The sequence below is a fragment of the Streptomyces sp. NBC_00162 genome (genome assembly GCF_024611995.1).
GTDB lineage: Bacteria > Actinomycetota > Actinomycetes > Streptomycetales > Streptomycetaceae > Streptomyces.
This window is the reverse complement of the sequence record NZ_CP102509.1, coordinates 897851-922638: the sequence shown is the minus strand read 5'-3', so window position 1 is coordinate 922638 and position 24788 is coordinate 897851. Positions and strand designations below refer to the sequence as shown.

Genomic DNA, 24788 nt, shown 5'->3' with positions numbered 1-24788 from the left:
CTCAGGCGATGCGTCGGGTGACGCGTCACGCGAACCAGCCCTGCGGCTGCGGTGCGGTGTTGCGCCAGATGTGCTTCGTCTCGCGGTACTCCGCGAGACCGGCCGGACCGAGCTCCCGCCCCGTGCCGGACTGTTTGAACCCGCCCCACTCCGCCTGCGGCAGATAGGGGTGGTAGTCGTTGATCCATACGGTGCCCAGGCGCAGCCGTCCCGCGATGCGCCGCGCCCTGCCCTCGTCGCCCGTCCACACCGCGCCCGCGAGGCCGTAGACCGTGTCGTTCGCGAGCCGCACGGCCTCGTCCTCGTCGCCGTCGCGGAACCGTTCCACCGTCAGGACCGGGCCGAAGGACTCCTCCCGTACCACCGACATCCCCGCGTCACACTCGTCGAGGACGGTCGGCAGGTAGTAGAAGCCCCGGTCGTACGCGGGCCCTTCGGGCCGGGTGCCACCGCAGCGCAGCACCGCGCCCTCGGTGACGCCGCGCGTGACGTACGCCTCGACCTTGGCGCGGTGGGCGGCCGAGATCAGCGGCCCGGTCTGCGCCCGTTCGTCGAAGGGACCGCCCAGGCGGATCCTCCGGGCCCTGCGCACGATCTCGTCGACGAACCGGTCGTGCAGCGAGTCCTCCACGAGCAGCCGCGCCCCCGCAGAGCAGACCTGTCCCGAATGCAGGAACACGGCCGTCAGCGCCATGTCCACCGCCGTCTCGAAATCGGCGTCCGCGAACACGATGTTGGGGTTCTTGCCGCCCAGTTCGAGCGCGACCTTCTTCACCGTACCGGCGGCCGCGACCATCAGCCGGCGGCCGGTCTGCAGGCCACCCGTGAAGGAGAGCAGGTCGACGTCGGGGTGGTCGGCGAGCGGCGCACCCGCCTCGGGGCCCGCGCCGAGCACGAGGTTGGCGGCCCCGCCGGGCAGTCCCGCCTCGGCGAGCAGGCGCATCAGGTGGATCGCGGTGTGCGGGGTCAGCTCGCTCGGCTTCAGGACGAAGGTGTTGCCCGCGGCTAGGGCCGGCGCGACCTTCCACGCCGTCTGGAGCAGCGGATAGTTCCACGGAGTGATCAGTGCGCAGACCCCGACCGGCTCGTGCACCACCCGGCTGTCGGCGCTCGCCGTGCCCGTGTCGATCACCCGGCCCGTCTCGGTGGCGGCGAGCCGCCCGAAGTACCGGAAGCAGTTCACGATGTCGTCGATGTCGTACGCGCTCTCCACCAGGCGCTTGCCGGTGTCGAGGGACTCGGCGCGGGCCAGCGCGTCCTTGTCGCGGGCGATCAGATCGGCGACGCGCAGCAGCAGATCGCCGCGCTCGGAGGCGGAGGTGTGCGGCCACGGGCCCTCGTCGAACGCCCGGCGGGCCGCGGCGATGGCGTCGGACGTGTCCTTGCCGCCCGCCTCGTCGACCTCCGCGACGAGGGTGCCGTCGGCGGGACATCGGATCTCCCGCGTGCGCTCGTCGCGGGCGGCCCGCCACGCCCCGCCGATGAACAGATCAGGCACGGGTGCCTCCGAGTTTCTCGTTCAGCCAGCTGTGGAAGATCCCGAGGTGGTGCTCGGACGGCACCAGTACGCCGCCGGCGCGATAGGCGCGGGAGGCCATCGCCGGCTGGGTGCGCTCGCAGGCGTCGAAGTCCTGGACGTTGACCCGGTGGAACAGTTCCACGGACTTCGACACGTCCGCGCCCGATGCGACGACCTCCGGCGCGTACAGCCAGTCGCACTCGACGACCGTGCGGTCCTCGGCGAGCGGGAACATCCGGTGCAGGATCACGTGGTCGGGCACGAGGTTGATGAACACGGTCGGCTTGACGGTGATGGCGTAGTAGCGGCGGTCCTGCTCGTCGGCCACCTCGGGCAGTCTGGCGAAACCCTCGCTGCCGTCTACGGTGAAGCCCTTGACCTCCTCGGCGAACTCCGCTCCGTGCCCCACGTAGTACTGGGCCGCGTAACCCTGTGCGAACTCCGGGAGCACCTCGGTGAGTTCGGGATGGATCGTCGCGCAGTGGTAGCACTCCATGAAGTTCTCGACGATCAGCTTCCAGTTCGCCTTCACGTCGTACGTGATCCGCCGGCCGAGCGCCAGACGCTCGGTGCCGTACCGCTCGATGGACGCCGCGTCGCCGAGCCGCTCCACGGCCGCGCTCATCACGGTGTCCTCGAAGGACGGCGGCTCGTCGGCCAGGCACACCCACGCGTAGCCCAGCCATTCGCGCAAGTGGACCGTCACCAGGCCGTAGGCGGTGCGGTCGACGTCGGGCATCGTCACCAGGTTGGGGGCGGCGATCAGCTTGCCGTCGAGGTCGTACGTCCAGGCGTGGTACGGGCATTGGAGCGTGCGCCGCACCTCGCCGGACTCCTCGGTGCACAGCCGCGCGCCGCGGTGCCGGCAGACGTTGAGGAAGGCGCGCAGCTCGCCGGCCCGGTTACGGGTCACGATCACGCTCTCGCGGCCGACCTGCACGGTACGGAACGCACCGGGCCGGTCGAGGTCGGAGCCGCGCACGGCGCAGAACCACATCGATTCGAAGACCCGCTCCTGCTCCAGCCGGAAGATCTCCGGGTCGGTGTAGAAGCGGCCGGGGAGCGTGGCGATCAGGCTGGGCGGGAGGTCGGTTGCCGTCACGGCGGACTCCTCAGGCGGAAGGCGCGGGCGCGGGCACGGGTGCGGTCGCAGGCACGGTCGCAGGCACGGTCGCGGCCGGCGCGGACAGCCGGCGCGGGTCGAAGAGCTCGATGGGGTGCTCGGTGGCGCCGTTCAGGGCGAGGTCGGCGACGATCTCGCCGACGACGGGCACGAACTTGAATCCGTGGCCGGAGAACCCGCAGGCCACGGTCACCGAGCCGGGGTGCGCCGGATGGCGCGCGATCACGAAGTGCTCGTCGGGGGTGTTGGAGTACATGCAGGTGGCGGCCTTCAGGAACCGTCCGGGCAGGGACGGGATGTGCCGGGAGACTTGCTCCGCCATCGCCGCGACCTCGTCCTCGTGCACGGTCCGGTCGATGGTGTCCGGGGTGCAGACGGTGCCCTTGCGGAAGAACGCCACCTTCGCGCCGAGGCCGGGACCGTCGATCGCGGGGAAGCCGTAGCACTGGACGTCGTTCGCGTCCTCCCAGATGTAGATCGGATGGGTCTCGGGGAGGAAGGGACCGGTGCCGCCGTCGGGCTGGAACCAGTACATGACCTGCCGCTCGATGGTGAACGGCACACCCAGGTCGGTGAGCAGCTGCGGTGCCCACGCACCCGGGCAGATCACCAACTGGCCCGCGGTGTAGGAGTCCTCGGCGGTGTGGACCCGAACCCCGTCGCGGTACGGCTCCCAGCGCAGCATCGGCTCCTCGAAGTGCAGATCCGCGCCCGACCGCGTGGCCAGCTGGAGGTGGGCCGCGACCGTGTTCTCCGGGCGCAGGAGCCCGGCCCGCGCCTCGTACAGCGCCACCTCGTCCTCGGCAGGGGTGAGGGTGGGGAAGCGGCGGCGGATCTCCTTCGCGTCGAGCATCTCGTGCGGCAGGTCCCACTGCCGGGCCGAGAGCAGTGAACCGGACACCGTACGGGAATCGGGGCGGCCGACCATCACGCCGCCGCACAGGGTCGCGATGTCCCGGCCGGTGTCGCGCTCCAGGGCCTCGTACAGCTCGTAGGAGCGCAGCAGCAGCGGCACGTACGCGGGGTCCTCGAAGTACGACTGCCGCGTGATGCGCGAACCGCCGTGGCTCGAACCGCGGTTGTGGACCGGACCGAACTTCTCCAGGCCGAGCACGCGCGCGCCGCGCGCGGACAGGTGGTGGACGGCGGCACTGCCCATTCCGCCCAGGCCGACGACGATCACGTCATAGGTGGGTGACACAGCGGGGTCCTCCTCGGACGCTTCCAGGCCCTAGCGGCGGATGCGGCTCATGTCGGGGTCGAACAGCGGCTCGTCGGCGACGGTCGCCGGTACCTTCTCGCCGAAGTACTCGATGTGCACCGGGGTGCCGGCGGTGAGCGGGGGCAGCCAGGCGTACGCGACACAGCGGCCCAGCGTGTAGCCGTAGGAGGCGCTGGTCACGTACCCCGCCGGCAGACCGCCCACGTACACCGGTTCCTTGCCCAGTACGACGGCCGCCGGGTCGTCCAGCAGCAGTGCGGTGAGCTTGCGCCGCGGCTCGCCCGCCTTCTCCAGAGCGGCCCGTCCGAGGAAGTCGCCCTTGTCCATCCGTACGGCGAAACCGAGCCCGGCCTCGTACGGGGTGTGCTCGTCGGTCATGTCCAGGCCCCACGAGCGGTAGCCCTTCTCCAGGCGCAGGCTGTTGAAGGCGGAGCGGCCGGCGGCGATCACGCCGTGCTCCCGCCCGGCCTCCCAGAGCGTGTCCCAGAGCCGGAGCCCCAGGTCGGCGGTGGTGTACAGCTCCCAGCCGAGCTCGCCGACGTAACTCAGCCGCATCGCCGTCACCGGTACGTGGCCGAGGTACGTCTCCAGGGCGCGGAAGTAGCCGAAGCCCTGGTGGGAGAAGTCGTCCCGGGTCAGCGGCTGCACCAGGGCGCGGGCGAGCGGGCCCCAGACCCCGATGCAGCAGGTGCCGGAGGTGATGTCACGTATCCGCACGTCGTCGGGGGCGTGGCGCAGCAGCCAGTCCTCGTCGGCGCGGCTGTTCGCGCCGATCTGGAAGCGGTCGGGGGCGAGGCGGGCCACGGTGAGGTCCGAACGGATGCCGCCGGTCTCGTCGAGCAGCAGCGTGTACGTCACCGCGCCGGGCTTCTTGGCGAGGTTGTTGGTCGTCATGCGCTGGAGGAAGGCCAGGGAGCCGGGCCCGGTGACCTCCAGCCTGCGCAGCGGGGTCATGTCGTACAGGGCGACCTTCTCGCGGGTCGCCCGTGCCTCGGCGGCGGCGATCGGCGACCAGTGACGGGCCGACCAGGCGTCCCGCTCGGGCAGGTCGATGCCCTCGGCGAGCGGGGCGTTGGCCTCGTACCCGTGCGGACGCTCCCAGCCGCCGCCCTCCAGGAAGTACGCCCCGAGCTCCTGCTGGCGGGCGTGGAAGGGGCTCACCCGCAGGGGCGCGGCTGCTCCATGGGCTGCAGCGGGTGCAGGACGTCGTAGACCTCGATGAACTGCCGGGCGCCGCGATCGGCGACGTACGCGGGGGAGCGCTGGGCGTCCTCGAAGCGGGTCAGGTCGCACTCGTGGACGTCGATCCGGGGCCGGCCCTCCACCATCCACTCCGCGACGGCCCGGGCCACCCCCGCCGAGTGCGTGACCCAGACGGCCTCGGCGAGCCAGAATCCGCGCAGCGTGCGGGTCTCGCCGAGCAGGGGCATCCCGTCCGGCGTGAAGGAGAAGACTCCGTTGAATCCCTCCTCGACCTCGCTCGCGGCGAGTGCGGGCAGCAGTTCCCGGCAGTCCTCCCAGCTCGGCGCGAAGTCCTCCGGGGTGAAGGGGAAGGAGGACGGCATGACCGGCGCCTCGTCGTAGGCCGGGACGGTGAACGGGTCGACGGGCAGCGGCCGGTGGGCGTAGCTGCCGATGCCGATCCTGTCGGTGTGCTCCCGGAAGTAGAGGTCGCGGTCCTGGAAGCGGAGGATCGGCCGGGACGCCTCGGTGCGCGGGTCGTTGACACCCGCGAGCTCCGGCAGCGGCCGGGTCTTCGCGTACTGGTGGGCGAACGGCAGCAGCGGCACGTCGATCCCCGCCATCCGGCCGACGACCGGACCCCAGAAGCCAGCCGCCGACACGACGTGGTCGGCGGGGAAGACACCCCGGTCGGTGACGACACCCGTCACCCGGCCGTCCTCCCGCTCGATGCCGGTGACGGTGTGCCGCTCCAGGAAGCGGGCGCCGCGGCCCTCGGCGCGCTCCCGCTGGGCCCGGCAGGCGAGGACGGCGCGGGCGAGGCCGTCGTCCGGGGTGAAGAAGCCGCCGAGGACCTTGCTCGCGTCGAGCAGCGGCCACAGCTCCTTGCACCGCTCGGCGGAGATCAGCTCGCCGCGGACGCCCCAGGAGGCGGCGTAACCGGCCCTGCGGTGGAGGTCGGCCAGCCGCTCCTCGGTGGTGGCCAGTTCCAGGCCGCCCACCGGGTTGAAGCAGGGCAGGCCGTCGACTTCGAGTGCGCTGAACTTCTCGACGGTGTAGGCGGCGAACGCGGTGAGCGTCTTGGAGGGGTTGGTCTGGAAGACGAGCCCCGGGGCGTGGGAGGTGGATCCGCCGGGGGCGGGGAGCGGGCCTTGTTCGAGGACCGTGACATCGGTCCAGCCGCGGGCGGTCAGCTCGTCGGCGAGCGAGCAGCCGACGATGCCGGCGCCGATGACCACGACACGGGGACTGGGTACGGGTGCGTGGGACATGCCCCTCCTTGCATCGGGTGGGGATGGCGGGACCTAGCGGACGGTCGACAGGGTGACGCGCTCGGCGGCGATGGTGGTGTCCTCGCCGTGCCCGGTGTGGACGACGGTCGCGCCGGGGAGCGTGAGCAGGCGGCTCCGTACGGATGCCAGGATCGTCGGGGGGTCGGAGTACGAGCGGCCGGTCGCGCCCGGACCGCCGTGGAAGAGGGTGTCGCCGGTGAACACGGCGTCCAGGAACGGCGCGTGGATACTGCAGCTGCCCCACGTGTGGCCGGGGGTGTGCAGGACGCGCACTTCGGTACCGGCGACGAGCAGCCGCTGCCCGTCGCAGAGTTCGCCGTCCGGAGCACGCAACGGGTGGACGTGGTCCCATGGTTCGCGGTCGGCGGGGTGCAGCAGGACGGGAGCCCCGGTGGCCTCGGCCAGGGCCGCGGCCGCGCCGATGTGGTCGTCGTGGCCGTGGGTGCACACGACGGCGGTGACCCGGCGTCCGGCGACGGCGGCCAGGATCGAACGGGCGTCGTGGGCCGCGTCGACGATGAGGACCTCCTCGTCGTCGCCGATGAGCCAGACGTTGTTGTCGACGTCGAAGGTCTCGCCGTCGAGGCTGAACGTGCCCGACGTGACGACCCGTTCGGCGCGCACGCGGCCGGTCTGCCGGTCCGTCACAGCATCACCACCGAGCGCAGGACCTCGCCCCGCTGCATCTTGGCGAACGCCTGCTCCACCTCGCCGAGCGCGATCTTCTCGGAGACGAAGGCGTTCAGGTCGAGTCCGCCCGACAGGTACTGGTCGATGAGGACGGGGAAGTCGCGGCTGGGCAGGCAGTCCCCGTACCAGGAGGACCGCAGTGCGCCTCCGCGCGAGAACAGGTCGATGAGCGGCAGGTCGATCCGCATGTCCGGGTCGGGCACCCCGACCTGCACGAGCACGCCCGCATGGTCGCGCATGTAGAAGGCCTGACGGTAGGTCTCGGGCAGGCCCACCGCGTCGATGGCGACGTCCACACCGAACCCGCCGGTGAGTCCGCGCACGGCCTCGATGGCTTCCGTACCAAGGGAGTTGACCGTGTGCGTCGCGCCGAAGCGGGTTGCGGCGTCGAGCTTGCGGTCGTCGATGTCGACGGCGATGACCCGCCGCGCCCCGGCCAGCGAGGCGCCCGCGATCGCGGCGTTCCCGACGCCGCCGCACCCGATGACCGCGACGGTGTCGCCCCGGCCGACCTTTCCGGTGTTCACCGCGGCGCCGTAACCGGCCATCACTCCGCAGCCGATGAGCCCAGCGGCCTCGGGCGGGGCGGCCGGGTCGACCTTCACGGCCTGGCCCGCGGCGACCAGGGTCTTCTCGGCGAAGGCGCCGATGCCGAGGGCGGGGGAGAGGGGCGTGCCGTCCAGGAGCGTCATCGGCTGTGCGGCATTGCGGGAGGCGAAGCAGTACCAGGGGCGGCCGCGGCGACAGGAACGGCAGTTTCCGCAGGGGGCGCGCCAGGCGAGCACCACGTAGTCGCCCGGTGCCAGGTCGGTGACGCCGTCCCCGACGGACTCGATCGTGCCGGCGGCCTCGTGGCCGAGCAGGAAGGGGAAGTCGTCGTTGACGGCGCCTTCCCGGTAGTGCAGATCCGTATGGCAGACACCGCAGGCCTGGACGGAGACGAGAACCTCGCCGGGGCCGGGATCGGGGACGACGATCGTCTGCACCTCGACGGGTGCCCCCTTCTTCACGGCAACGACGGCACGGACCTCATGGGGCACGATGGGCTCCTCGGCTGTTGCGCAGTGCACGAAGGGTTGCGTGATGGGGAACATAGTGGGAACGCCGACAACCTGCCGTCAAGAGGCCGGTGTTGAGCACTGGCAAATCCAGGAGGACGCCGAGGGCGCACGGAAACGCCGGCGATACGAGCTCCACGCGCGTCCACCCCGCATACCCGCGCATACGACGACGCGGGGCCGGGTCACCCCGGCCCCGCGTCGCGTGGGGCGCAGCTCCGCGAAATGGCTCAGAAGCCATGCCCCATCCGCCGCGACAGCTGGTCGGCGGCGACGACCGTCCGCGCGGCGAGCTCCGGCAGCCGGTCCCGCTCGAGGCGGTAGGCCGGGCCCGAGACGCTGAGCGCGCCGATCACCCGGCCGTCGTGGGCGCGCACCGGCGCGGCGACCGCGTTCAGGCCCAGCTCCAGCTCCTCCGCGACGATCGCGAAGCCCTGCGCGTGCGCCGCGTCCAGCTCGGCCCGCAGCATGCCGGCGCTGGTCACCGTGTACTCGGTGAACCGCGGCAACGCCCGGGCCAGGAGTCCTTCGCGCAGCGTCACCGGCAGATGAGCCAGGAGCACCTTGCCGCTGGAGGTGGCGTGCAGGGGCGTGCGCCGGCCCAGCCAGTTCTGCGCGGTGACCGAGGCGGGGCCGCGCGCCTGCATGATGTTGACGGCGGCATCGTCGTCCAGGACCGCGATGTTCACCGTCTCGCCCAGCTCGTCGGCGAGTTCCCGGCACACCGGGGCGCCCTCCTGGGAGATGTCCAGGCGGGTGGCCGCTGCCCCCGCCAGGCGCAGGATGCCCGCGCCGAGGAAGTACTTGCCGCGGTCCTGGGCCTGCGAGACCAGGCCCCGGTTCTCCAGTACGCCGAGCAGCCGGAACGCCGTGGACTTGTGCACGTCCAGCTCGTCGGCGATGTCGGTGACACCGGCCTCGCCATGCCGGGCGAGGATCTCCAGCACGCTCACGGCGCGGTCCACCGACTGGATCGCGCCTGCCGCTCCCTTGGGCGTTCGGGCCGGTGTCTCACCGCTCTGTTCAGCCACTGCCTGGTCGCCGGTCATAGCTCAACTCCCACCATCTTCCGGTCCGTTGGGCACACGGTTGGGACACATCCTCGGGAAGCCCTTGACGCGGTGGGCAGCCCGACCGGATTCTGTTGCGCATCGCGATCCATCATGCGCCATACGCAACCTCATGCTATCGAAGAGTCCAGCGATGAGCGCTGGACGAGGGGGCCCGTGATTCCCGTCTGCCGCCTTGAAGACCTCCCTGCGGGCGAATCCGTCCGTATCGACACCACACCGCCCATCGCGGTGTTCAACGCCGACGGCGAGCTGTACGCCATCGACGACACCTGCAGCCATCAGGACGCCTCGCTGTCCGAGGGATGGCTCGAAGGCTGTCTGGTCGAATGCCCGCTCCACGCCGCCTCATTCGATCTCCGGACCGGGCAGCCGACCTGCCTGCCCGCCCGTCGGCCCGTCCGCACCCACGAAGTGGTCGTCGCCGACGGCGTCATCCACGTCCGCCCGGCCGCCCAGGAGGACACCGCCGCATGAGAACCGTCACGGTCGTCGGCGCCTCGCTCGCCGGCCTGTACGCCGCTCGCGAGCTGCGCGCCCAGGGTTTCGACGGCCGGCTGGTGATCGTGGGCGAGGAACGTCACCGCCCCTACGACCGGCCGCCCCTGTCCAAGGATTTCCTCTCCGGCCGGGCGGACGAGGAACAACTCGCCCTCTGCGACGCGGAGGAGGAGACCGACCTCGCCGCGCAATGGCTGCTCGCCACCCGCGCCCATGGGTTCGACGCGGGTGGCCGAACCCTCCTGCTGGACAACGGCAGGACCCTCGTCACCGACGGACTCGTCATCGCCACCGGCGCCTCCGCCCGCCGCCTGCCGGGTACCTCCGGGCTCGCGGGGGTCCACACCCTCCGTACGCTCGACGACGCATGCGCCCTGCGAGACGCCCTGAGCGGCGCCGCCCGCCGGGTCGTCGTGATCGGCGGCGGATTCATCGGCGCCGAGACCGCGTCCTCCTGCGTCTCGCTCGGCCATGACGTCACCGTCGTGGAGGCGGCGCCGCTGCCGCTGGTCCCGCAGCTCGGACCGGAGATGGCCGGTGTGTGCGCCGCCCTGCACCGGCGCGGCGGAGCGGAGCTCATCACCGGCACCGGCGTCTCCCGGCTGCTCGGGCGGGGGGCCGTCACGGCCGTGGAGCTGACCGACGACCGGGTGCTCCCCGCCGACCTGGTCGTCGTGGGCATCGGAGCCGTACCCAACACGGGCTGGCTCGCCGGCTCCGCCCTCCTGCTCGGCGACGGCGTGCTCTGCGACGACGGCTGCGTCACCGCACTGCCGCAGGTCGTCGCGGTCGGGGACGTCGCCCGGGTCGGCGGCCTGCGCGCCGAGCACTGGACCAGCGCGACCGAGCAGCCCGCCGTCGCCGTGCGCAACCTGCTGGCAGGCCGGACGGTGGACAGCGCCCGCCCGCTGCCCTACTTCTGGTCGGACCAGTACGGTTCACGCATCCAGTTCGCGGGGCAACGGCACGAAGGCGACACCGTCCGTGTCGTCGAAGGCTCCACGGACGAGGGGAGCTTCCTGTGCCTGTACGAGCATCAGGGCCGTACGACGGCGGTGCTGGCCGTCGACCGTCCCAAGCCCTTCCTGCGCGCCCGCCGCGAACTCGCCCGCCCGGCCACCCGGCCGCCTGACCTCGGCCCTGGCCCAGCCCCGCCCCCGCCACCCGTCACGGCAGGCCATTGAGATACTCCGGCCATGGATACGACTGCGAGGGCGGACGGCATACGACCCGACCGGGCGGCGCCCGGCATCGAGTCGGGCCGCCCCATGGAATGGGAGCTGCGTTCCGCGGAGCCGGCGGACGTCGATGCGATCGCGGAGCTGCGGGCGACGGTGATGCGCCCGGACCTGGAGCGGTTGGGCCGGTTCGACGAGCATCGGGTCCGCCGGCGGCTGCGGGACTCCTTCTCCCCGCAGCACACCTCGGTCATCGTGGCCGATGGCGCCTTCGCGGGCTGCGTCACGGTGCGCCCGGCCGAGAGCGGACAGTGGCTGGAGCATTTCTATCTCGCTCCGGAAGCCCAGGGCCGGGGGCTCGGTTCGGCCGTACTGCGCACGCTCCTGGACCGGGCCGATGCCGACGGGGTGTTCGTCCGCCTGAACGTCCTGCAGGGCAGCGCCGCCCGCCGGCTGTACGAGCGCCACGGGTTCACCACGGAAGTTCAGGACCCGATCGACATCTACATGGTGCGACGGCCGGGTACAGCCGCTGCCCTCGGAACGTGAAGCTGCTTCTCTCGGCTGATCGCGTCGAGCAGCAGCTTCGCGGCCACCGTCGTACCGTCGGTGCGGATCATGTCGGCCACGGCGGTCGCTCGTGCGCGGGTCTCGGGGGCCAGGGCCGTTCCGAGCGCGGCTGACAGGGACTCGGTGGTCGGAGCCGGACCGTCGTGTGCCGTGCCGATGCCCAGATCGGCCACCCGGCCGGCCCAGTACGGCTGGTCCACGATCTGGGGTACCACCACCTGAGGGGCACCGGCCCGGGCGGCCGTCGTCGTCGTACCCGCGCCGCCGTGGTGTACGACGGCGGCCACCCGGCCGAACAGGGCCTGCTGGTTGACCTCGCCGACGGCGAAGCAGTCCTCCTGGTCGTCGATCAGGGCCAGGTCGGCCCAGCCGTGGGCGACGAGTGCGCGGCGGCCCTGTGCGCGGATCGCCTCGATGGCCACCCGTGCGACGTCCTTCGAGGCGCGCATGGGCATGCTGCCGAAGCCCACGTACACCGGTGGTGTGCCGGCGTCCAGGAACGCCATCAACTCGGCCGACAGCGGGCGTTCGTCCGGCAGGAGCCACGCGCCGGTCTGTATGACGTCGAGGTCGGCCGGTTCCTGCCACGGGCCCAGGGTCGGGTCCGTCGCCAGCCACGGCCGGTCGGTGAAGACGTGGTCGCGGACGTTGTCCACCGGCGGCAGGCCGATCGACGCCCGGTGGGTGTTGAACGCCGCGCCGAACAGCGCGTTCATGGACTCGATGTTCAGGTCCCACAGCACCCGGTTGTCGGTCACGTCCGCCGGCAAGGGCCGGCCCGGGTAAGGATGCGGAGGGTGGTGCGGTGACGGCAGGATCGTCGGCTGGAGCCCCGCGTACACGTAGTGGATGCCCAGCTTCTCGGCCACCGACCGGGTGCCGGCCACGGCCGGGAACAGGCCGGTCGCCACCAGCGCATCACATCCCTCGGCCGCCGCGGCGACCGCGTCGAAGTATGCGGCGATCATCTCGGCCGCGCGCTGGGGCACGCCCCCGCCGGCGGCGGCGTCGCCCCGGTCACCACCGCGCGCACCGGCCGGTCGGCCGGCACCAGTGGTATGCCGACACCGGCCAGCAGCTCCGCGAACTCCTCGTCCGGCGGCGCGCACACCCGCACCTCCGCGCCGAGTGCCCGCAACCGAACGGCGAGTCCCACCACCGGTTCGACGTCCCCGCGCGACCCGTACGTCGACAACAACACGCGCATTTCGCGACTCTCATTCCCCTGGGTTCCGGCCTCGCTCGATGATCTTGCGGCATGACCCCGGTCCTGCCGCAAGCCCCCGGTGCGCAATAGGCCGAAACCGGCAGCACGGGCCGCGTACGGCGGACACTTCGCAGCGCCTCGCCGGGGCACACGCGTGTCTGCGGCAGGTGCGGTCCCGGTCGGGGATCGTGGTGGCATGAACGAGCAGCGGTTCGACGTGTGGGCGGCCGGGGACGCCTATGAGCGGTACATGGGCCGGTGGAGCCGACCGGTCGCGGACCGGTTCGTGGCCTGGCTCAGCTGCGGCGACGGCTTGCGTTGGCTGGATGTGGGGTGTGGTACCGGCGCGTTGACCGCGACGGTGACCACCCGCTGCCGGCCCAGGATGGTGGTGGCGCTGGACCGGTCCGCCGGATTCGTTGCCTCGGCTCGTGCCGCTGGTCCCGCGCCGGCTTGCTTCGTGGTGGCCGACGCGCTGTCGCTGCCGGTCCGCGACGAAGGGGTCGACATCGCCGTCAGCGGACTGGCGCTCAACTTCCTTCCGCAGCCGGACGCGGCGGTGGCCGAGGCGAGCCGGGCGGTGAGGCCGGGCGGGCGAGTCGCCGCGTACGTGTGGGACTACGCCGAGGGCATGGAGCTCCTGCGCCACTTCTGGGACGCCGCGACCGCGCTGGACCCCGCGGCTGCCGCGCTGGACGAGGGCCGCCGGTTCGCGCAGTGCCGTCCGGATCCGCTCCGATCGCTGTGGACGCGGGCGGGGCTCGTCGACGTGACTGTCGCCCCGCTGGTGGTGCCCACCGTCTTCGCGAGCTTCGCGGATCTGTGGGAGCCGTTCCTGGCCGGCCAGGGCCCCGCCCCCGGCTACATCGCCGCCCTCGTCCCGCCCGCCCGGGACCGATTGCGCGACACGCTCCGCCAGGCCGTGCCGACGCGGCCGGACGGCTCGATCGCACTCACCGCCCGCGCCTGGGCGGTCCAGGGCCGACGGCCACTGCGTGACGCTCCGTGATCGCGAATTCCGGCTTCGCCGTGACGTGTTCAACGGGCAGGTCCGCTGCTCGGATCGGGCTGTGTGAGGCTGCGCCGCAGCCAGCGGGAACGGGCGTCGCGTTGGCGTAGGCCACGTCCTCGTCCCTGAAGGTCTCGGCCGACCCGACCTCGATATAGGCCGGGGGCAGCCTGGACAGATCCGTGGCACGGGCCGGAGCGGCGCGTGACGTCCTGCCCGCCCGACGCGCCCGGCACACGCAGCTCATCCACCTCGAAGCGGCCGTCGGCCCGGAGCTCCCGGACCGTCGGCCTGGGCCGGGCCGCGGCATCCCGAGCCTGCCGGGCCGCAAGGTTCTCGGGGGTGAACGGCTCCCTCGCCTCGTCCCCCTGAGCCGCCAGCGCCGCACTCAGTTCGGGATCGAAAGGGGGCGCATCCGGCGCACCCCCTTCCTGACCGGAACGGCTCGTCAGGACGCCTGTGCGGCCGCCGCGGACAGGAGCACGTCCACCAGCCTGTCCGCGGCGTCCGGCCGGCCGTATGCCCGGGCCCGCTCCGCCATCGCCGCCCGCCGGGCGGGGTCGGTCAGTAGCGGACCCACGGCGTTCCACAGGGTCTCGGGGGTGACCTCGCCGAGCAGCGCGAGGGCGGCCCCGGCATCGGCCAGATGCTTGGCATTGTGCGCCTGCTCGTTCCCGGCCGAGGTGGCGAGCGGCACGAAAACGGCGGGCTTGCCCAGCGCGGTCAGCTCGGCCAGCGTGCCGGCCCCGCTCCGGGACACCACGACATCGGCCAGCGCCAGCACGTCGGGCAGCTCCGCCCCGACGAACCCGGTCAGGTGGTACCGGCCGGCCAGCACCGGGTCGAGACCCGCGGCGGCCGCCCGCAGCTCGTCCACGTTCGCCGGACCGCACTGGTGGATCACGTTCGCGTGACCCAGCAGCCATGGCAGCACGTCCCGGACGACACCGTTGATCTGCTGGGCACCCTGCGCGCCGCCGGTGACGTAGACCGTCGGCAGGCGCCGGTCGAAGCCCGTCAGGTTCAGCGCGTACACCGCCTTGTCGCCGTGGCCGGCCAGGACCTCCGGCCGGACCGGGTTGCCGGTGACGACCGCGCGCTCACGCAGCTCGGCCGGCAGCAGATCCAGCGAGGACTCCGAGGACACCGCGATCCGGGTGGCCGAACTCGCCAGCTTCCGGTTGGCCAGACCCAGCCGAACGGTCTGCTCGTGCAGCACCAGCGGACGCCGGCACAGCCGCGCCGCCAGCCCGGCCGGGACCGCCACGTACCCGCCCGTCGCGAGGACGACGTCCGGCTGGAACTCGGACACGATGGTCCGGGCCTGGGCCACACCGAGCGGCACGCGCGCCATGTCCTTGACGTTCGCCGCGGACAGCATCTTCAGGGGGTTCGCCGAGCGGCGGATCTTCCCCGTGGCGACCGTCTTGAACGCGATGCCCTCCGCTGGCGCCACGCGCGCCTCCAGACCGTCGGCGGTCCCGATCCACAGGACGTCGAGCGTGCCACCCGCGGCCGCGAGGCGGCCCTGCAGAGTACGGACGGCCGTCAGAGCGGGGTACGTGTGACCGCCGGTCCCTCCGCCCGTCACGAGCAGCCGGAAGGAACGCGGGAGCGCGGAGGAAGTGTTCACCCACGCACCCTACTGGCTGCCCCGGCCGGGCCACGAGGCGAGGCTGCGCTGTGCCGTGCCGACGAGGGACCCGGACCGTTGCAGCGCCGCGGCTCCGAGGACGCACAGGACGCTGACCAGCAGCGCCCACGCGCCGAACTTCTGCAGAGACACCGGCTCCCAGCCGTCCAGCTGGTACGGATACCGCCAGGCGCCGGCGTAGGTGGCGATGTTCTCCGCCAGCCACAGGAAGAAGCCGACCAGGACGAAGCTCACCGGCATCGGCATCCAGTAGGTGTGCTTCCCCACGGTGTAGTGCACCCGGGCGGACGCGGTGACCGCGACCAGCAGGGCGGCGAGCGGCCAGCGCAGATCCGGCAGCCAGTGGTGACTGATGAAGTTCACGTACAGTGCGCCGGCCACCACCGCGGTCGCGGCCGGGCGGTACCCGCTCAGCTCCAGCCTGAGCAGCCGCCACACGGCGCAGATGTAACTGCCGACCGCCGCGTAGAGGAAGCCCCCGTAGAGGGGGACGCCGCCGAACTTCAGCGCCGCCTGCTCCGGATACGACCAGGAGCCCAGGGATACCTTCACGTACTCGAAGACCAGGCCCAGCAGGTGGCAACCGGCGATCACCACGAGGTCCCGTCCGCGCTCCCAGCCGATCAGGTGGAAGGCCACGCTGAGCAGAACCCCGTAGCCGAACAGCAGGTCGTAGCGTGCCACGGGCAGTTCGGGGAGCTGTCCGGACAGGCCCACCCCGGCGAGCAGGGCCACGGCGAACGCGCAGCTGGCAGCCTGGCGCAGGCCGAAGTGGATCAGTTGGCGGAGGGCGTGGCCCACCCGGTGGACGGTGGCGCTTCTCGGGACGGGCATGCCGTTCAGGACGCACGCGGGGTGTGCGCGGTTCGGGGGCGGGTGCGCCCGCGTACGTACGTCTTGGTCGCGTCACGGAACCGCCACAGCGTCGTGCCCCGGGGAACCCGAGGGGGCGCGATGCCGTGTTCAGCGGCGAGTGCCGGTGTGGTACCGGTCGTGAACCTCGGGGAGCGCTCATGCACTACACAGCAGGCGTCGGCCGTACCGCGGCAGCACTGGTGATGGCCGTGGCGGTCACCACCCTGATGGCCGGCTGCACGCCGGCCGGCGACGACGGCGCGATCGCCACGCCGACGACGCCGACGACGCCCGCGGGCTCGGAGTCGGCCAAGCCGAAGCCCACGCCCCCCGCCGGCTCTTCTTCCGCCGGGGGCGCCACGGGCGGCGGTACGAAGGCCTGCGTGATCGACCAGATCAAGGTCTCCGACGCACACCAGGCCGATGTCCGACCGCCGGGCACGGGAACGGGAGCCGCCATCGTCTCGGTCACCAACACCTCGAAGCAGCCCTGCACGCTCAGCGGATTCCCGACGGTCGCCGGAGCCGGTAACGGCTCGCCCGACAAGAACGTCCCGCTCGCCATCACCCACAGCGGTTCGGCCTCCACGGTGTCCCTGGCCCCGGGCGCCCGAGCCTGGACGAAGCTCACCTTCGTGAACGTCCAAGGCGAGGCCGACGGCTACTGCGTGTCCGGCGCCACGCCCGCCAGCTTCCCCACGCTCGTCCTCGGCGTGCCCGGTGCGGGCTCGCACCAGATCGCCATGGACGACGGCGTCTTCGCCGAATGCGACAACAAGGCGACCGTCACCGCCTTCTCGCCGACCAAACCCTCCTGACGACGGCCACGGCCAGGACGAGCGGCTGGGTCGTGTCCGGACACGTCCTAGTCGTCCCCGTAGCGGAAACGTCCCAGCGCCGTCATGGGCCGGTCGTGGGCGGCGACGGGGGCGGGGAGGGAGGTGGATCCGGTCAGGTAGCGGTCCACCGCGGCGGCCGCCGCCCGGCCCTCGGCGATGGCCCACACCACCAGTGACTGGCCCCGGCCGGCGTCCCCCGCGACGAACACTCCGGGCGCCCGCCCGCCGGTCGCCGTGAAGTCCGCGGCGCGGGCGAAATTGCCGCGGCCGTCGAGCTCCAGCCCCAGCTGCTCGCGCAGGCCGCCCGCCCGCTCGGGGCCGGAGAAGCCCAGGGCCAGCAGCACCAGTCCGGCCGGGATCACGCGCTCGGTGCCGGTGAGGGGCGTACGGGCCGAGGGTTCGACGGCGGTCAGGTGCAGCGCCCGTACCCGGCCCGAGGCGTCCCCCTCGAAGCGCAGGGTGGCGCAGGCGAACAGCCGGGGGTCGGTGCCCGCGCGCCCGCGGGCCTCCTCGTGGGCGTGGGAGATCCGGTACACCTTCGGGTACACGGGCCAGGGCTCGCCGTCCGTCCGGTCGGGGCCGGGTTCCGGATTGATGTCGAGCTGGACCACGGAGAGCGCGCCCTGCCGCAGAGCGGTACCGAGGCAGTCCGAGCCCGTGTCGCCGCCGCCGACGATCACCACGTGCCTGGCATCGGCGGTGACAGGGGGTACGGCGTAGTCGCCCTCCCGGACCCGGTTGGCGAAGGTCAGGTAGTCCATGGCTTGGTGGATGCCGCGCAGTTCGCGGCCCGGCACCGGAAGCTCCTTGCGCTCCGCGGCCCCGACCGCGACGACGACCGCGTCGTACCGGCTCCGGAGCTCGGCCGCGCCCACCGCGCCGCCCACGTCCGCTCCCGTCACGAACGTGGTGCCCTCGGCTCGCATCTGCTCGATCCGGCGGTCCAGGTGCGCCTTCTCCATCTTGAACTCGGGGATGCCGTAGCGCAGCAGGCCGCCGACCCGGTCGGCCCGTTCGTGGACGGTGACGCCGTGGCCGGCCCGGGTCAGCTGCTGCGCCGCGGCCAGTCCGGCCGGTCCGGAGCCGATGACGGCCACGGTCCTGCCGCTGTGCCGCTCCGGCGGCCGCGGCACCATGTAGCCGCGTCGCAGGCCCTCGTCCGCGATCGCCTGCTCGACGTTCTTGATGGTCACCGGATCCGCGTTGATCGTCAGGACGCAGGCGTCCTCGCAGGGGGCCGGGCAGAGCCGGCCGGTGACCTCGGGGAAGTTGTTGGTCGCGTGCAGCCGGTCGTACGCGGCGCGCCAGTCGCCGTGGGCCGCGTACGCGTTCCACTCGGGTATGAGGTTCCCCAGGGGGCAGCCTGTGTGGCAGAACGGGATGCCGCAGTCCATGCAGCGGTCGGCCTGCTCGGAGACGAGCGGGAGCAGCGCCTGCCCCGCGTGGACCTCGCGCCAGTCGCCGAGCCGCTCCTCCACGGGACGGGCCGGGACGGGCCTGCGGGGGATCTTGAGGAAGCCGAAGGGATCGGTCACGCGCCGCCTCCCTGGATCGGCGCATACGGCACGCACCGTATGGGATAGATGCGACGGTCTGACCAGATTACGCCGTCCGTGCGGAAGCACCCAGGGGCGGCGCCGACCGATCGGAGTCGCACGTGTCCCTCTCCCCGAGCCGCTCAGCCGTCCTTGCCGGCGCCATTGTCGTGACCGTCTCACTACTCCCCGCTACGGCGGCCGGGGCGGCTTCGGTGGCATCGGCCCACGGCGCCACCTCGGGAACCACGTACTTCGTCGACTGCCAGGGCGGCGACGACAACGCCTCCGGCGCCGCGCGCGGCGACGCGTGGAAGTCGCTCGCGAAGGCGAGCGGGCACGCGTACGGCCCCGGTGACCGGCTGCTGCTCAAGCGCGGCACCAGCTGTACGGGCGTCCTCGCCCCCAAGGGCGCGGGAGCGGCGGGCGCACCGGTGAAGATCGACGCGTACGGCACGGGCGCCAAGCCGCACATCGACGGGGCGGGAGCCCGGGCAGCGGTGCTCCTGGTCAACACCGAGCAGTGGGAGATCCGCAATCTCGACATCTCCAACAGCGGAGCGCCGACGACGACCGAACGCCGCGCCGGGGTGCTCGTCCAGCTGACCGACTACGGAGTGGCGCGTCACTTCGTGGTCAGCGGGGTCGACGTCCACGACGTCAACGGCGCGGACTTCAAGGACCCCGACCCCAGCGGTGGCATCCTGTTCGCCGTCCGCGGCTCGGCCGTGCCCACCCGCTTCGACTCCCCGCGGGTCGAGGACTCCGCGGTGCGGCACGTGGACCGCACCGGCATCGCCACCTCGTCCACCTGGGGCCGCCGCGCCGAACACCCGAACGGCCCCGGCGCGAGCTGGCAGCCGCAGACCGGCCTCATCGTCCGGCGCAACACGGTCCAGGACGCGGGCGGAGACGGCATCGTCGTGCAGGCCGCGAAGGGCGCCCTCGTCGAGCACAGCCGCGTCGACGGCTTCAACATGCGTTCCGCCGGCTACAACGCCGGTATCTGGGCCTGGAATTCGGACGAGGTGCTCTACCAGTACGACGAGGTCACCGGCGGCCACGGGACGCTCGCGGCGCTGGCACGGTGACGGGCGACGGCGTCACACGCGACTTCTTCAGCAACCGGATCGGCGAGCGCCGCAACCTGGGCGCGGACCAGGGCTGACGCCCGCGCGGCGGGGTACTCAGGGCCGGCTGAGTAGCCGAGCCCATGCCCTGCGCCCGGCGCCCGGCCTAGGGTGAGCGGCATGAGCCTTGATCAGCTGACCGCTACCGACCGTCTCGACATCACGCCGGAGGGGCACCGGACCGGGATGACGTCACTCGCGCTGGGCGCCGGCGCCGTCCTGGTGCTCGGGAGCCTGCCGATCCTGCCGTACCTCGTCCTTCTCGCTCTGCCTCTCGGCGTCGCCGCCGTCGTGTCCGGCGTCCGCGCGCTGCGGGGAGGTGTGGTCGGGCCGTCCGGGCGTGCTGCGTCCGTCACGGGGATCACGCTGGGCTCGCTGGGGCTGCTGGGCTGGGCGTGCCTGATGTTGCTGTGGTTCCTGGTAACCCAGGCCGTGAGCCACTGACGGGGGACGAGCCGGGTGGTGAAGCTCTGCCCGGCGCAGTCGGCCGGGCAGAGCCCGCGCCCTCAGGTCCGCAGCAGCCGGCCGAAGAAGGACCGGTACCGCTGCAGGGCCAGCCGCAGGTCCTCGGTGGCCACCTGTTCGCCCTGCTGCCACTGGCTCTCGAGATCCCTCTTGTGGTCGGCGAAGGTTCCGGCGAGGGTCTGCATGACCTCGGCGACCAGGCCGTCGGCGTCGCGCACCGCACCCCGCGGGTCGTCCACGAAGCGGGCCTGGATCTCACCCCAGGTCTTCTGGTACTCCTCGGACTCCCGCTCCGGGAGCAGCGCCTCGGGTTCCTCCCGGGCGGTGGACCCTTCGGGGACGGATCCCGTTTCGTCCGCCGTCCCCTCGGCGGCCGGGCTCTCCTCGTAGGCGGACTCCTTCGCGTCGGTGGCGTCCGCCTCCCGCCGCATCCGGTCGCGGTCCTCCTCCCGGCTGTCGTCGGCGGTGGCCTCACCCGGGTACACCGGCGGCGGCTCACCGCCTCCGGGGTGGGCCAGCTGCTCGGTGGTCAAGCTCTGTTCCGTTTCCCGCTGTTCTTCTTCCCGCTGCATCTCGGGTCACCTCGTCGTCCCGACCAGTTCGTCGAAGAGCGCGCGGTAGTGCACCATGGCCCCGCGCAGCTCCTCCGTGGTTGCCTGCCCGCCGCTGCTGCGCATGTTGACCTCGTGCGCCGCGCGGTAGTGCTCCAGGGTCCGCCCGTGTTCGACGGACAGTTCACGCAGCTGCTGCTCGTACCCCTCGGTGGGGTAGCCGCGGTCCCGCATCAGGCGGGTGACCAGCTCGTCCGCCTGCGCGACCGCGCCTTCCGGCCGGTCGACGAAGCGCTGCTGGACGGTGGTCCACGCGTCGGAGTAGCGGTGCCGCTCCTCCGCGGGGAGTTCCCTGATGTCGAGGTTGTCGTGCCGGACCTCGCGGTCCCGCAGTTCGGCATCGGCGGCGTGCTTGCTGCCCGTGCCTTCCACGGTCCGGTCGTATTCCGGACCGAACCGCTCCTGCAGCCGGCGCCGCCGCCGGAACATCCACGCAGCGAGGGCGGCGAGGATCAGTACGACGGCGACCGGGATCAGGACGGCAAGAAGTGTGCTGGTGGACATCGAATCCTCCGCAGGGCCGTCTCCATTGTTCCGGTGTTCGACGCAACGGCGCCTGCCCTGATCCCGTCCGCTCAAACAAGGGATCGGCACGGCGAAGAACCGCTTGATCTCCTCCCGGGCGGCCGCCGTACGCCGAGGCGAGTGAGGAGGCAAGCGGTGGGTAGGCGCCAGCCGGAGGACCGATGCCGTGACGCGCGCAGACTGGCTTCTGACAGCAGGTGAACGGGGCAACACCGCGACGCGCCTGGACGAACGCCACCCGGACGGGACGGCCTGGTCCGAGGGAAACCGGACACGGGCCCTGGTCCACGGCGCCACGTACTTCGCGGAGCTCCTGGCGGGGATCCGCGCGATGCGCGCTGGCGACCTGCTCCTGTTCACCGACTGGCGCGGCGACCCCGACGAGCGGCTCGACGGACCCGGCACCGAGATCGGTGGCGTCCTGTGCCGGGCGGCGGAGCGCGGTGTCATCGTCAAGGGGCTGCTGTGGCGCTCGCACCTGGACAGCCTCCAGTTCAGCGAAGCGGAGAACCGCCGCCTCGGCGAGGAGATCGAGGAGGCCGGCGGCGAGTGCCTGCTCGACCTGCGGGTGCGGCCCGGCGGTTCACACCACCAGAAGATGGTGGTGCTGCGCCACCCCGGCCGCCCGGAGCTGGACGTCGCGTACGTCGGCGGCATCGACCTCTGCCACAACCGCAACGACGACGCGACCCACCGTGGCGACCGCCAGTCGCTGCCCATGGCCTCCGCGTACGGGCCGCACCCGCCGTGGCACGACATTCAGCTCGCCGTCCGCGGCCCGGTCGTCGGTGACGTCGAGGCCGTCTTCCGCGAACGCTGGCAGGACCCGGCGCCGCTCAGCCGCAGCCCCCTCACCCGCCTGCGGGAGCTGGTGCACCGGGAGGACACCAGCGCGGACAGCCTGCCCCCGCAGGAAGCCGACCCGGCGCCCGCCGGTACGCACACCGTGCAGGTGCTGCGGACCTATCCGAACCGTCTGCTGTACGGCTACCCCTTCGCACCCGACGGCGAGCGCAGCGTCGCACGGGGTTACCTCAAAGCGCTGCGGAGGGCCCGGGCGCTGATCTACCTCGAGGACCAGTACCTGTGGTCGCCCCGGGTCGTGGACTGCTTCGCCCGGGCGCTGCGCACGAATCGACAGCTGCGACTGATCGGCGTCATCCCCTCGGTCCCGGAGCAGGACGGCCGGCTCACGCTTCCGATGAATCTGATCGGGCGGATCACGGCCCTGGACGAACTGCGCCGCGCCGGAGGCGACCGCGTGGCGGTGTACGGCCTGGAGAACCCTGCCGGAACCCCCGTCTACGTGCACGCCAAGGTGTGCGTGATCGACGACGTGTGGGCCTCCGTCGGCTCCGACAACATCAACCTCCGTTCGTGGACGCACGATTCGGAACTCAGCTGTGTCGTGCTCGACCAGAGCCCGGACCCGCGGCGGCCGGCCGACCCGGGAGGTCTCGGCGACGGCGCGCGCGTCTTCGCCCGCGAACTGCGCCTGGAGCTCATGCGCGAGCACCTGGACGTACAGGACGGGGCGGAGCCGTGGGCGCAGGACGCGCTGTGCGACCCGATGACCGCGTTCGACGCCTTCGGCGAGGCCGCCGACGCCCTGGACGCCTGGCACGAGGGCGGCTGCCGCGGTCCACGGCCGCCAGGCCGTCTGCGCCGGTACGTTCCGCCGGATCTGCCCAGGGCGAAGAGGGTGCTCGCGACTCCGCTGCACCACGTCCTGGTCGACCCGGACGGACGTCCGCTGGGACTGCGGCGCCGCAACGCGTTCTGAAAGCGCCGGCGACATCGACGTTCCCTGCCGGCCGGGCTCGGTGGCGCTGCCGGCTGAGGTGGCGTCGCGGCCCGGCCGCGCATGCGGTGCGGGTGCGCCGGTCGTACGGTGAGGGGGTGTGCGCTCTACGTGGCACAGGCACCGGCACACGCGCAGGCACCTGGAAGCGGCGATTCGTCCGCCTCTGCGCGGTCGGGGCGCTGCTCAGTGGTGTCCTCGTGGCGATGCCCGCCGCACAGGCAGCCGCGCCACCGGGCCGACCCGATCTGGCGCGGTTCTACGCGCAGCGGATCGAGTGGGAGGACTGCGCCGATGAGATGGCCCAGCTCCTGGTCGTGGAGCGGGGCGACGTCTTCGTCCCCGGGCATGCGGCGCGCTCCGAATGCGGCCGGGTGGAAGTGCCCCGCGACTACGCACACCCCAACGGCAGCGCCGGGACCGCGACGATCGCCATGCTGCGGCTCAAGGCCACCGACCCGAAACACCGACTCGGCTCCCTGGTGCTGAACTTCGGGGGTCCCGGGCAGTCGGGCGTCACCGCGCTGAACAGCCTCGCCGAATCGTTCTCCCGGCTGAACACCCGCTACGACCTGGTCGCCCACGACCCGCGAGGCGTCCGAGGCAGCGACCCGGTCTTCTGCGAGCCTCCGCTCGACTCCGGTGCGCCCGTAGATCAGACACCCGACACGAGGGCTGAAGCGGTACAGGTCGCCGACGCCCAGCGTGCGCACAACGCCCGCTGTAAGAACAAGGACGCGCTCGCTGTGCTGCCGTGGGTGGGAACCGCGGATTCCGCACGCGACCTGGACGTCATCCGAGCCGCGCTCGGCGACGATTCGCTCAGCTACCTCGGCTTCTCCTACGGCACAAAACTCGGTGCCGCCTACCTCCACCAGTTCCCCGGCAAGGCGGGCCGGCTCGTCCTGGACGGCGTCGACGATCCCACCCTCGACGCCCGGGGCATCGCGCTGGCCAACAGCAGGGCTTTCCAGGAAGCCCTGGAGAACTTCCTCACCGACTGCGTGCACCGCGGCGCACGCGAATGCCCCCTGGGCGCCACACGAGCCGCAGCAGAGAAGAAGGTCGAGACCCTCTTCAACGCCCTTGACCGACAGTCTTTGACGACGGATGCGGGTCTTCTCGACCAGAGCGCGTTCATTCGGGGAGTGGAGGAGTCCCTCTACAACCAGGCCGGTGGCTGGCCTCACCTGCGCACCGCCCTGACGGGCCTCGCCGTCGAGCACGACGGCTCCGCGCTGGTCGAACTCGCAGGCGGCCGGACCGGCAACGGGATCGGCAGCGGCAACGGGATCGGCCGGACGGTTGTCACGGCGGACGATCCCGTGCAGGCGAGCGACGCGCAGCGGGCGGTCACCTGCCGCGACACCAATGACCGGCCGACCGCCCAGGACTACGTCGACACCGTCTCCCAGGCGGTCAAGGCTTCCCCTGTCTTCGGCAAGAGCCTGGCCGCCGGCATGCTCCAATGCACGGGATGGCCCGTCACCGGCGACACACGCACCCTCCCGGTGGACGCCGCGAGCGCACCTCCCGCCCTTTTGGTGGCCACCCGCGGCGACCCCGCCACGCCCTACGAAGGCGCCGCCCACATGGCCGCGGCCCTCGGCAACCACAGCCGCGTCCTGACGTACGAGGGCGAAGGCCACGGCGCGTACCTCACCTCGAGTGCCTGCGTCCACGAGCACGTCGAGCGGTTCCTGACCACCAAGACCCTCCCGCCCGAGAACGCCACGTGCACCTGAGCCTTCC

At 72.2% G+C, this 24788-nt stretch carries 20 protein-coding genes and 3 pseudogenes; 9 read left to right on the top strand and 14 right to left on the bottom strand.

What is annotated here, in order from left to right; translation table 11 throughout:
- Positions 1 to 25: 25 nt before the first annotated feature.
- The 7 genes and pseudogenes from JIW86_RS05025 to JIW86_RS04995 form a co-directional block, all read right to left on the bottom strand.
- Positions 26 to 1498, bottom strand: a complete 1473-nt coding sequence (locus JIW86_RS05025) for an aldehyde dehydrogenase family protein (RefSeq protein ID WP_257552693.1) — start codon at positions 1496 to 1498, stop codon at positions 26 to 28.
- Complete coding sequence (locus JIW86_RS05020; protein ID WP_257552692.1) at positions 1491 to 2621, bottom strand: aromatic ring-hydroxylating oxygenase subunit alpha; 1131 nt, start codon at positions 2619 to 2621, stop codon at positions 1491 to 1493. The genes JIW86_RS05025 and JIW86_RS05020 overlap by 8 nt, the downstream gene beginning before the upstream one ends.
- A gap of 10 nt (positions 2622 to 2631) precedes the next feature.
- Positions 2632 to 3843, bottom strand: coding sequence for an N-methyl-L-tryptophan oxidase (solA, locus tag JIW86_RS05015; RefSeq protein WP_257552691.1), 1212 nt, complete (start codon positions 3841 to 3843; stop codon positions 2632 to 2634).
- A gap of 30 nt (positions 3844 to 3873) precedes the next feature.
- Positions 3874 to 6317, bottom strand: a pseudogene (locus tag JIW86_RS05010) (GcvT family protein).
- A 33-nt stretch (positions 6318 to 6350) separates the two neighbouring features.
- Positions 6351 to 6986, bottom strand: a complete 636-nt coding sequence (locus JIW86_RS05005; protein ID WP_257552690.1) for an MBL fold metallo-hydrolase — start codon at positions 6984 to 6986, stop codon at positions 6351 to 6353.
- Complete coding sequence (locus JIW86_RS05000; protein WP_257552689.1) at positions 6983 to 8068, bottom strand: S-(hydroxymethyl)mycothiol dehydrogenase; 1086 nt, start codon at positions 8066 to 8068, stop codon at positions 6983 to 6985. The genes JIW86_RS05005 and JIW86_RS05000 overlap by 4 nt, the downstream gene beginning before the upstream one ends.
- Positions 8069 to 8316: 248 nt before the next feature.
- Positions 8317 to 9135, bottom strand: coding sequence for an IclR family transcriptional regulator (locus JIW86_RS04995; RefSeq protein WP_257552688.1), 819 nt, complete (start codon positions 9133 to 9135; stop codon positions 8317 to 8319).
- Between the two features lie 177 nt (positions 9136 to 9312).
- Here JIW86_RS04995 and JIW86_RS04990 point away from each other — a divergent pair, with 177 nt between their 5' ends.
- The 3 genes from JIW86_RS04990 (at position 9313) to JIW86_RS04980 (ending at position 11384) form a co-directional block, all read left to right on the top strand.
- Complete coding sequence (locus JIW86_RS04990) at positions 9313 to 9633, top strand: bifunctional 3-phenylpropionate/cinnamic acid dioxygenase ferredoxin subunit (RefSeq protein ID WP_257552687.1); 321 nt, start codon at positions 9313 to 9315, stop codon at positions 9631 to 9633.
- Positions 9630 to 10841, top strand: coding sequence for an NAD(P)/FAD-dependent oxidoreductase (locus tag JIW86_RS04985; protein ID WP_257552686.1), 1212 nt, complete (start codon positions 9630 to 9632; stop codon positions 10839 to 10841). The genes JIW86_RS04990 and JIW86_RS04985 overlap by 4 nt, the downstream gene beginning before the upstream one ends.
- Positions 10842 to 10925: 84 nt before the next feature.
- Entirely contained in the window at positions 10926 to 11384 is a 459-nt protein-coding gene (locus tag JIW86_RS04980; RefSeq protein ID WP_257559219.1) for a GNAT family N-acetyltransferase, read from the top strand.
- Here JIW86_RS04980 and JIW86_RS04975 read toward each other — a convergent pair.
- Positions 11339 to 12612, bottom strand: a pseudogene (locus tag JIW86_RS04975) (glycosyltransferase). The gene JIW86_RS04980 and the pseudogene JIW86_RS04975 overlap by 46 nt on opposite strands.
- 196 nt (positions 12613 to 12808) lie before the next feature.
- On the opposite strand from JIW86_RS04975, the gene JIW86_RS04970 reads away from it, so the two are divergent.
- Positions 12809 to 13621 carry a class I SAM-dependent methyltransferase gene (locus JIW86_RS04970; protein ID WP_257552685.1) on the top strand — a complete coding sequence of 271 codons (813 nt, stop codon included), beginning with the start codon at positions 12809 to 12811 and terminating at the stop codon, positions 13619 to 13621.
- 100 nt (positions 13622 to 13721) lie between these two features.
- Here JIW86_RS04970 and JIW86_RS04965 read toward each other — a convergent pair.
- From JIW86_RS04965 to JIW86_RS04955, 3 genes and pseudogenes are all read right to left on the bottom strand, one after another.
- Positions 13722 to 13826, bottom strand: a pseudogene (locus tag JIW86_RS04965) (alpha/beta hydrolase); the annotation flags it as partial.
- Positions 13827 to 14069: 243 nt separating this feature from the next.
- Positions 14070 to 15254 (bottom strand): UDP-N-acetylglucosamine--N-acetylmuramyl-(pentapeptide) pyrophosphoryl-undecaprenol N-acetylglucosamine transferase, encoded by a 1185-nt coding sequence (locus tag JIW86_RS04960; protein ID WP_215141010.1) that lies wholly within the window; start codon positions 15252 to 15254, stop codon positions 14070 to 14072.
- A 9-nt stretch (positions 15255 to 15263) separates the two neighbouring features.
- A complete protein-coding gene (locus tag JIW86_RS04955) occupies positions 15264 to 16109 on the bottom strand; it encodes a DUF817 domain-containing protein (RefSeq protein WP_257552684.1) in 846 nt (281 codons plus the stop codon).
- Positions 16110 to 16288: 179 nt separating this feature from the next.
- On the opposite strand from JIW86_RS04955, the gene JIW86_RS04950 reads away from it, so the two are divergent.
- On the top strand, positions 16289 to 16948 hold the full coding sequence (locus JIW86_RS04950; RefSeq protein ID WP_257552683.1) for a DUF4232 domain-containing protein: 660 nt from the start codon (positions 16289 to 16291) through the stop codon (positions 16946 to 16948).
- Positions 16949 to 16995: 47 nt separating this feature from the next.
- Here the strand turns inward: JIW86_RS04950 and JIW86_RS04945 are convergent, their stop codons facing one another.
- The gene (locus JIW86_RS04945) at positions 16996 to 18504 is read right to left on the bottom strand and encodes a glutamate synthase subunit beta (protein WP_257552682.1); all 1509 of its coding nucleotides are present in this window, start codon (positions 18502 to 18504) and stop codon (positions 16996 to 16998) included.
- A 215-nt stretch (positions 18505 to 18719) separates the two neighbouring features.
- Here JIW86_RS04945 and JIW86_RS04940 point away from each other — a divergent pair, with 215 nt between their 5' ends.
- Together JIW86_RS04940 and JIW86_RS04935 are read left to right on the top strand one after the other, a co-directional pair.
- Positions 18720 to 19595: a right-handed parallel beta-helix repeat-containing protein gene (locus JIW86_RS04940; protein WP_257552681.1), complete on the top strand. Its 876-nt coding sequence runs from the start codon at positions 18720 to 18722 to the stop codon at positions 19593 to 19595.
- 159 nt (positions 19596 to 19754) lie between these two features.
- The gene (locus tag JIW86_RS04935) at positions 19755 to 20078 is read left to right on the top strand and encodes a hypothetical protein (RefSeq protein ID WP_257552680.1); all 324 of its coding nucleotides are present in this window, start codon (positions 19755 to 19757) and stop codon (positions 20076 to 20078) included.
- Between the two features lie 62 nt (positions 20079 to 20140).
- Here JIW86_RS04935 and JIW86_RS04930 read toward each other — a convergent pair whose 3' ends face one another.
- Both JIW86_RS04930 and JIW86_RS04925 read right to left on the bottom strand, forming a co-directional pair.
- Positions 20141 to 20632 (bottom strand): hypothetical protein, encoded by a 492-nt coding sequence (locus JIW86_RS04930; protein WP_257552679.1) that lies wholly within the window; start codon positions 20630 to 20632, stop codon positions 20141 to 20143.
- A gap of 45 nt (positions 20633 to 20677) precedes the next feature.
- Positions 20678 to 21214: a hypothetical protein gene (locus JIW86_RS04925; protein ID WP_257552678.1), complete on the bottom strand. Its 537-nt coding sequence runs from the start codon at positions 21212 to 21214 to the stop codon at positions 20678 to 20680.
- 187 nt (positions 21215 to 21401) lie between these two features.
- On the opposite strand from JIW86_RS04925, the gene JIW86_RS04920 reads away from it, so the two are divergent.
- Both JIW86_RS04920 and JIW86_RS04915 read left to right on the top strand, forming a co-directional pair.
- Positions 21402 to 23018 carry a phospholipase D family protein gene (locus JIW86_RS04920; RefSeq protein WP_257552677.1) on the top strand — a complete coding sequence of 539 codons (1617 nt, stop codon included), beginning with the start codon at positions 21402 to 21404 and terminating at the stop codon, positions 23016 to 23018.
- A gap of 224 nt (positions 23019 to 23242) precedes the next feature.
- Positions 23243 to 24781: an alpha/beta hydrolase gene (locus tag JIW86_RS04915; protein WP_257552676.1), complete on the top strand. Its 1539-nt coding sequence runs from the start codon at positions 23243 to 23245 to the stop codon at positions 24779 to 24781.
- The last annotated feature ends 7 nt before the right edge of the window (positions 24782 to 24788 follow it).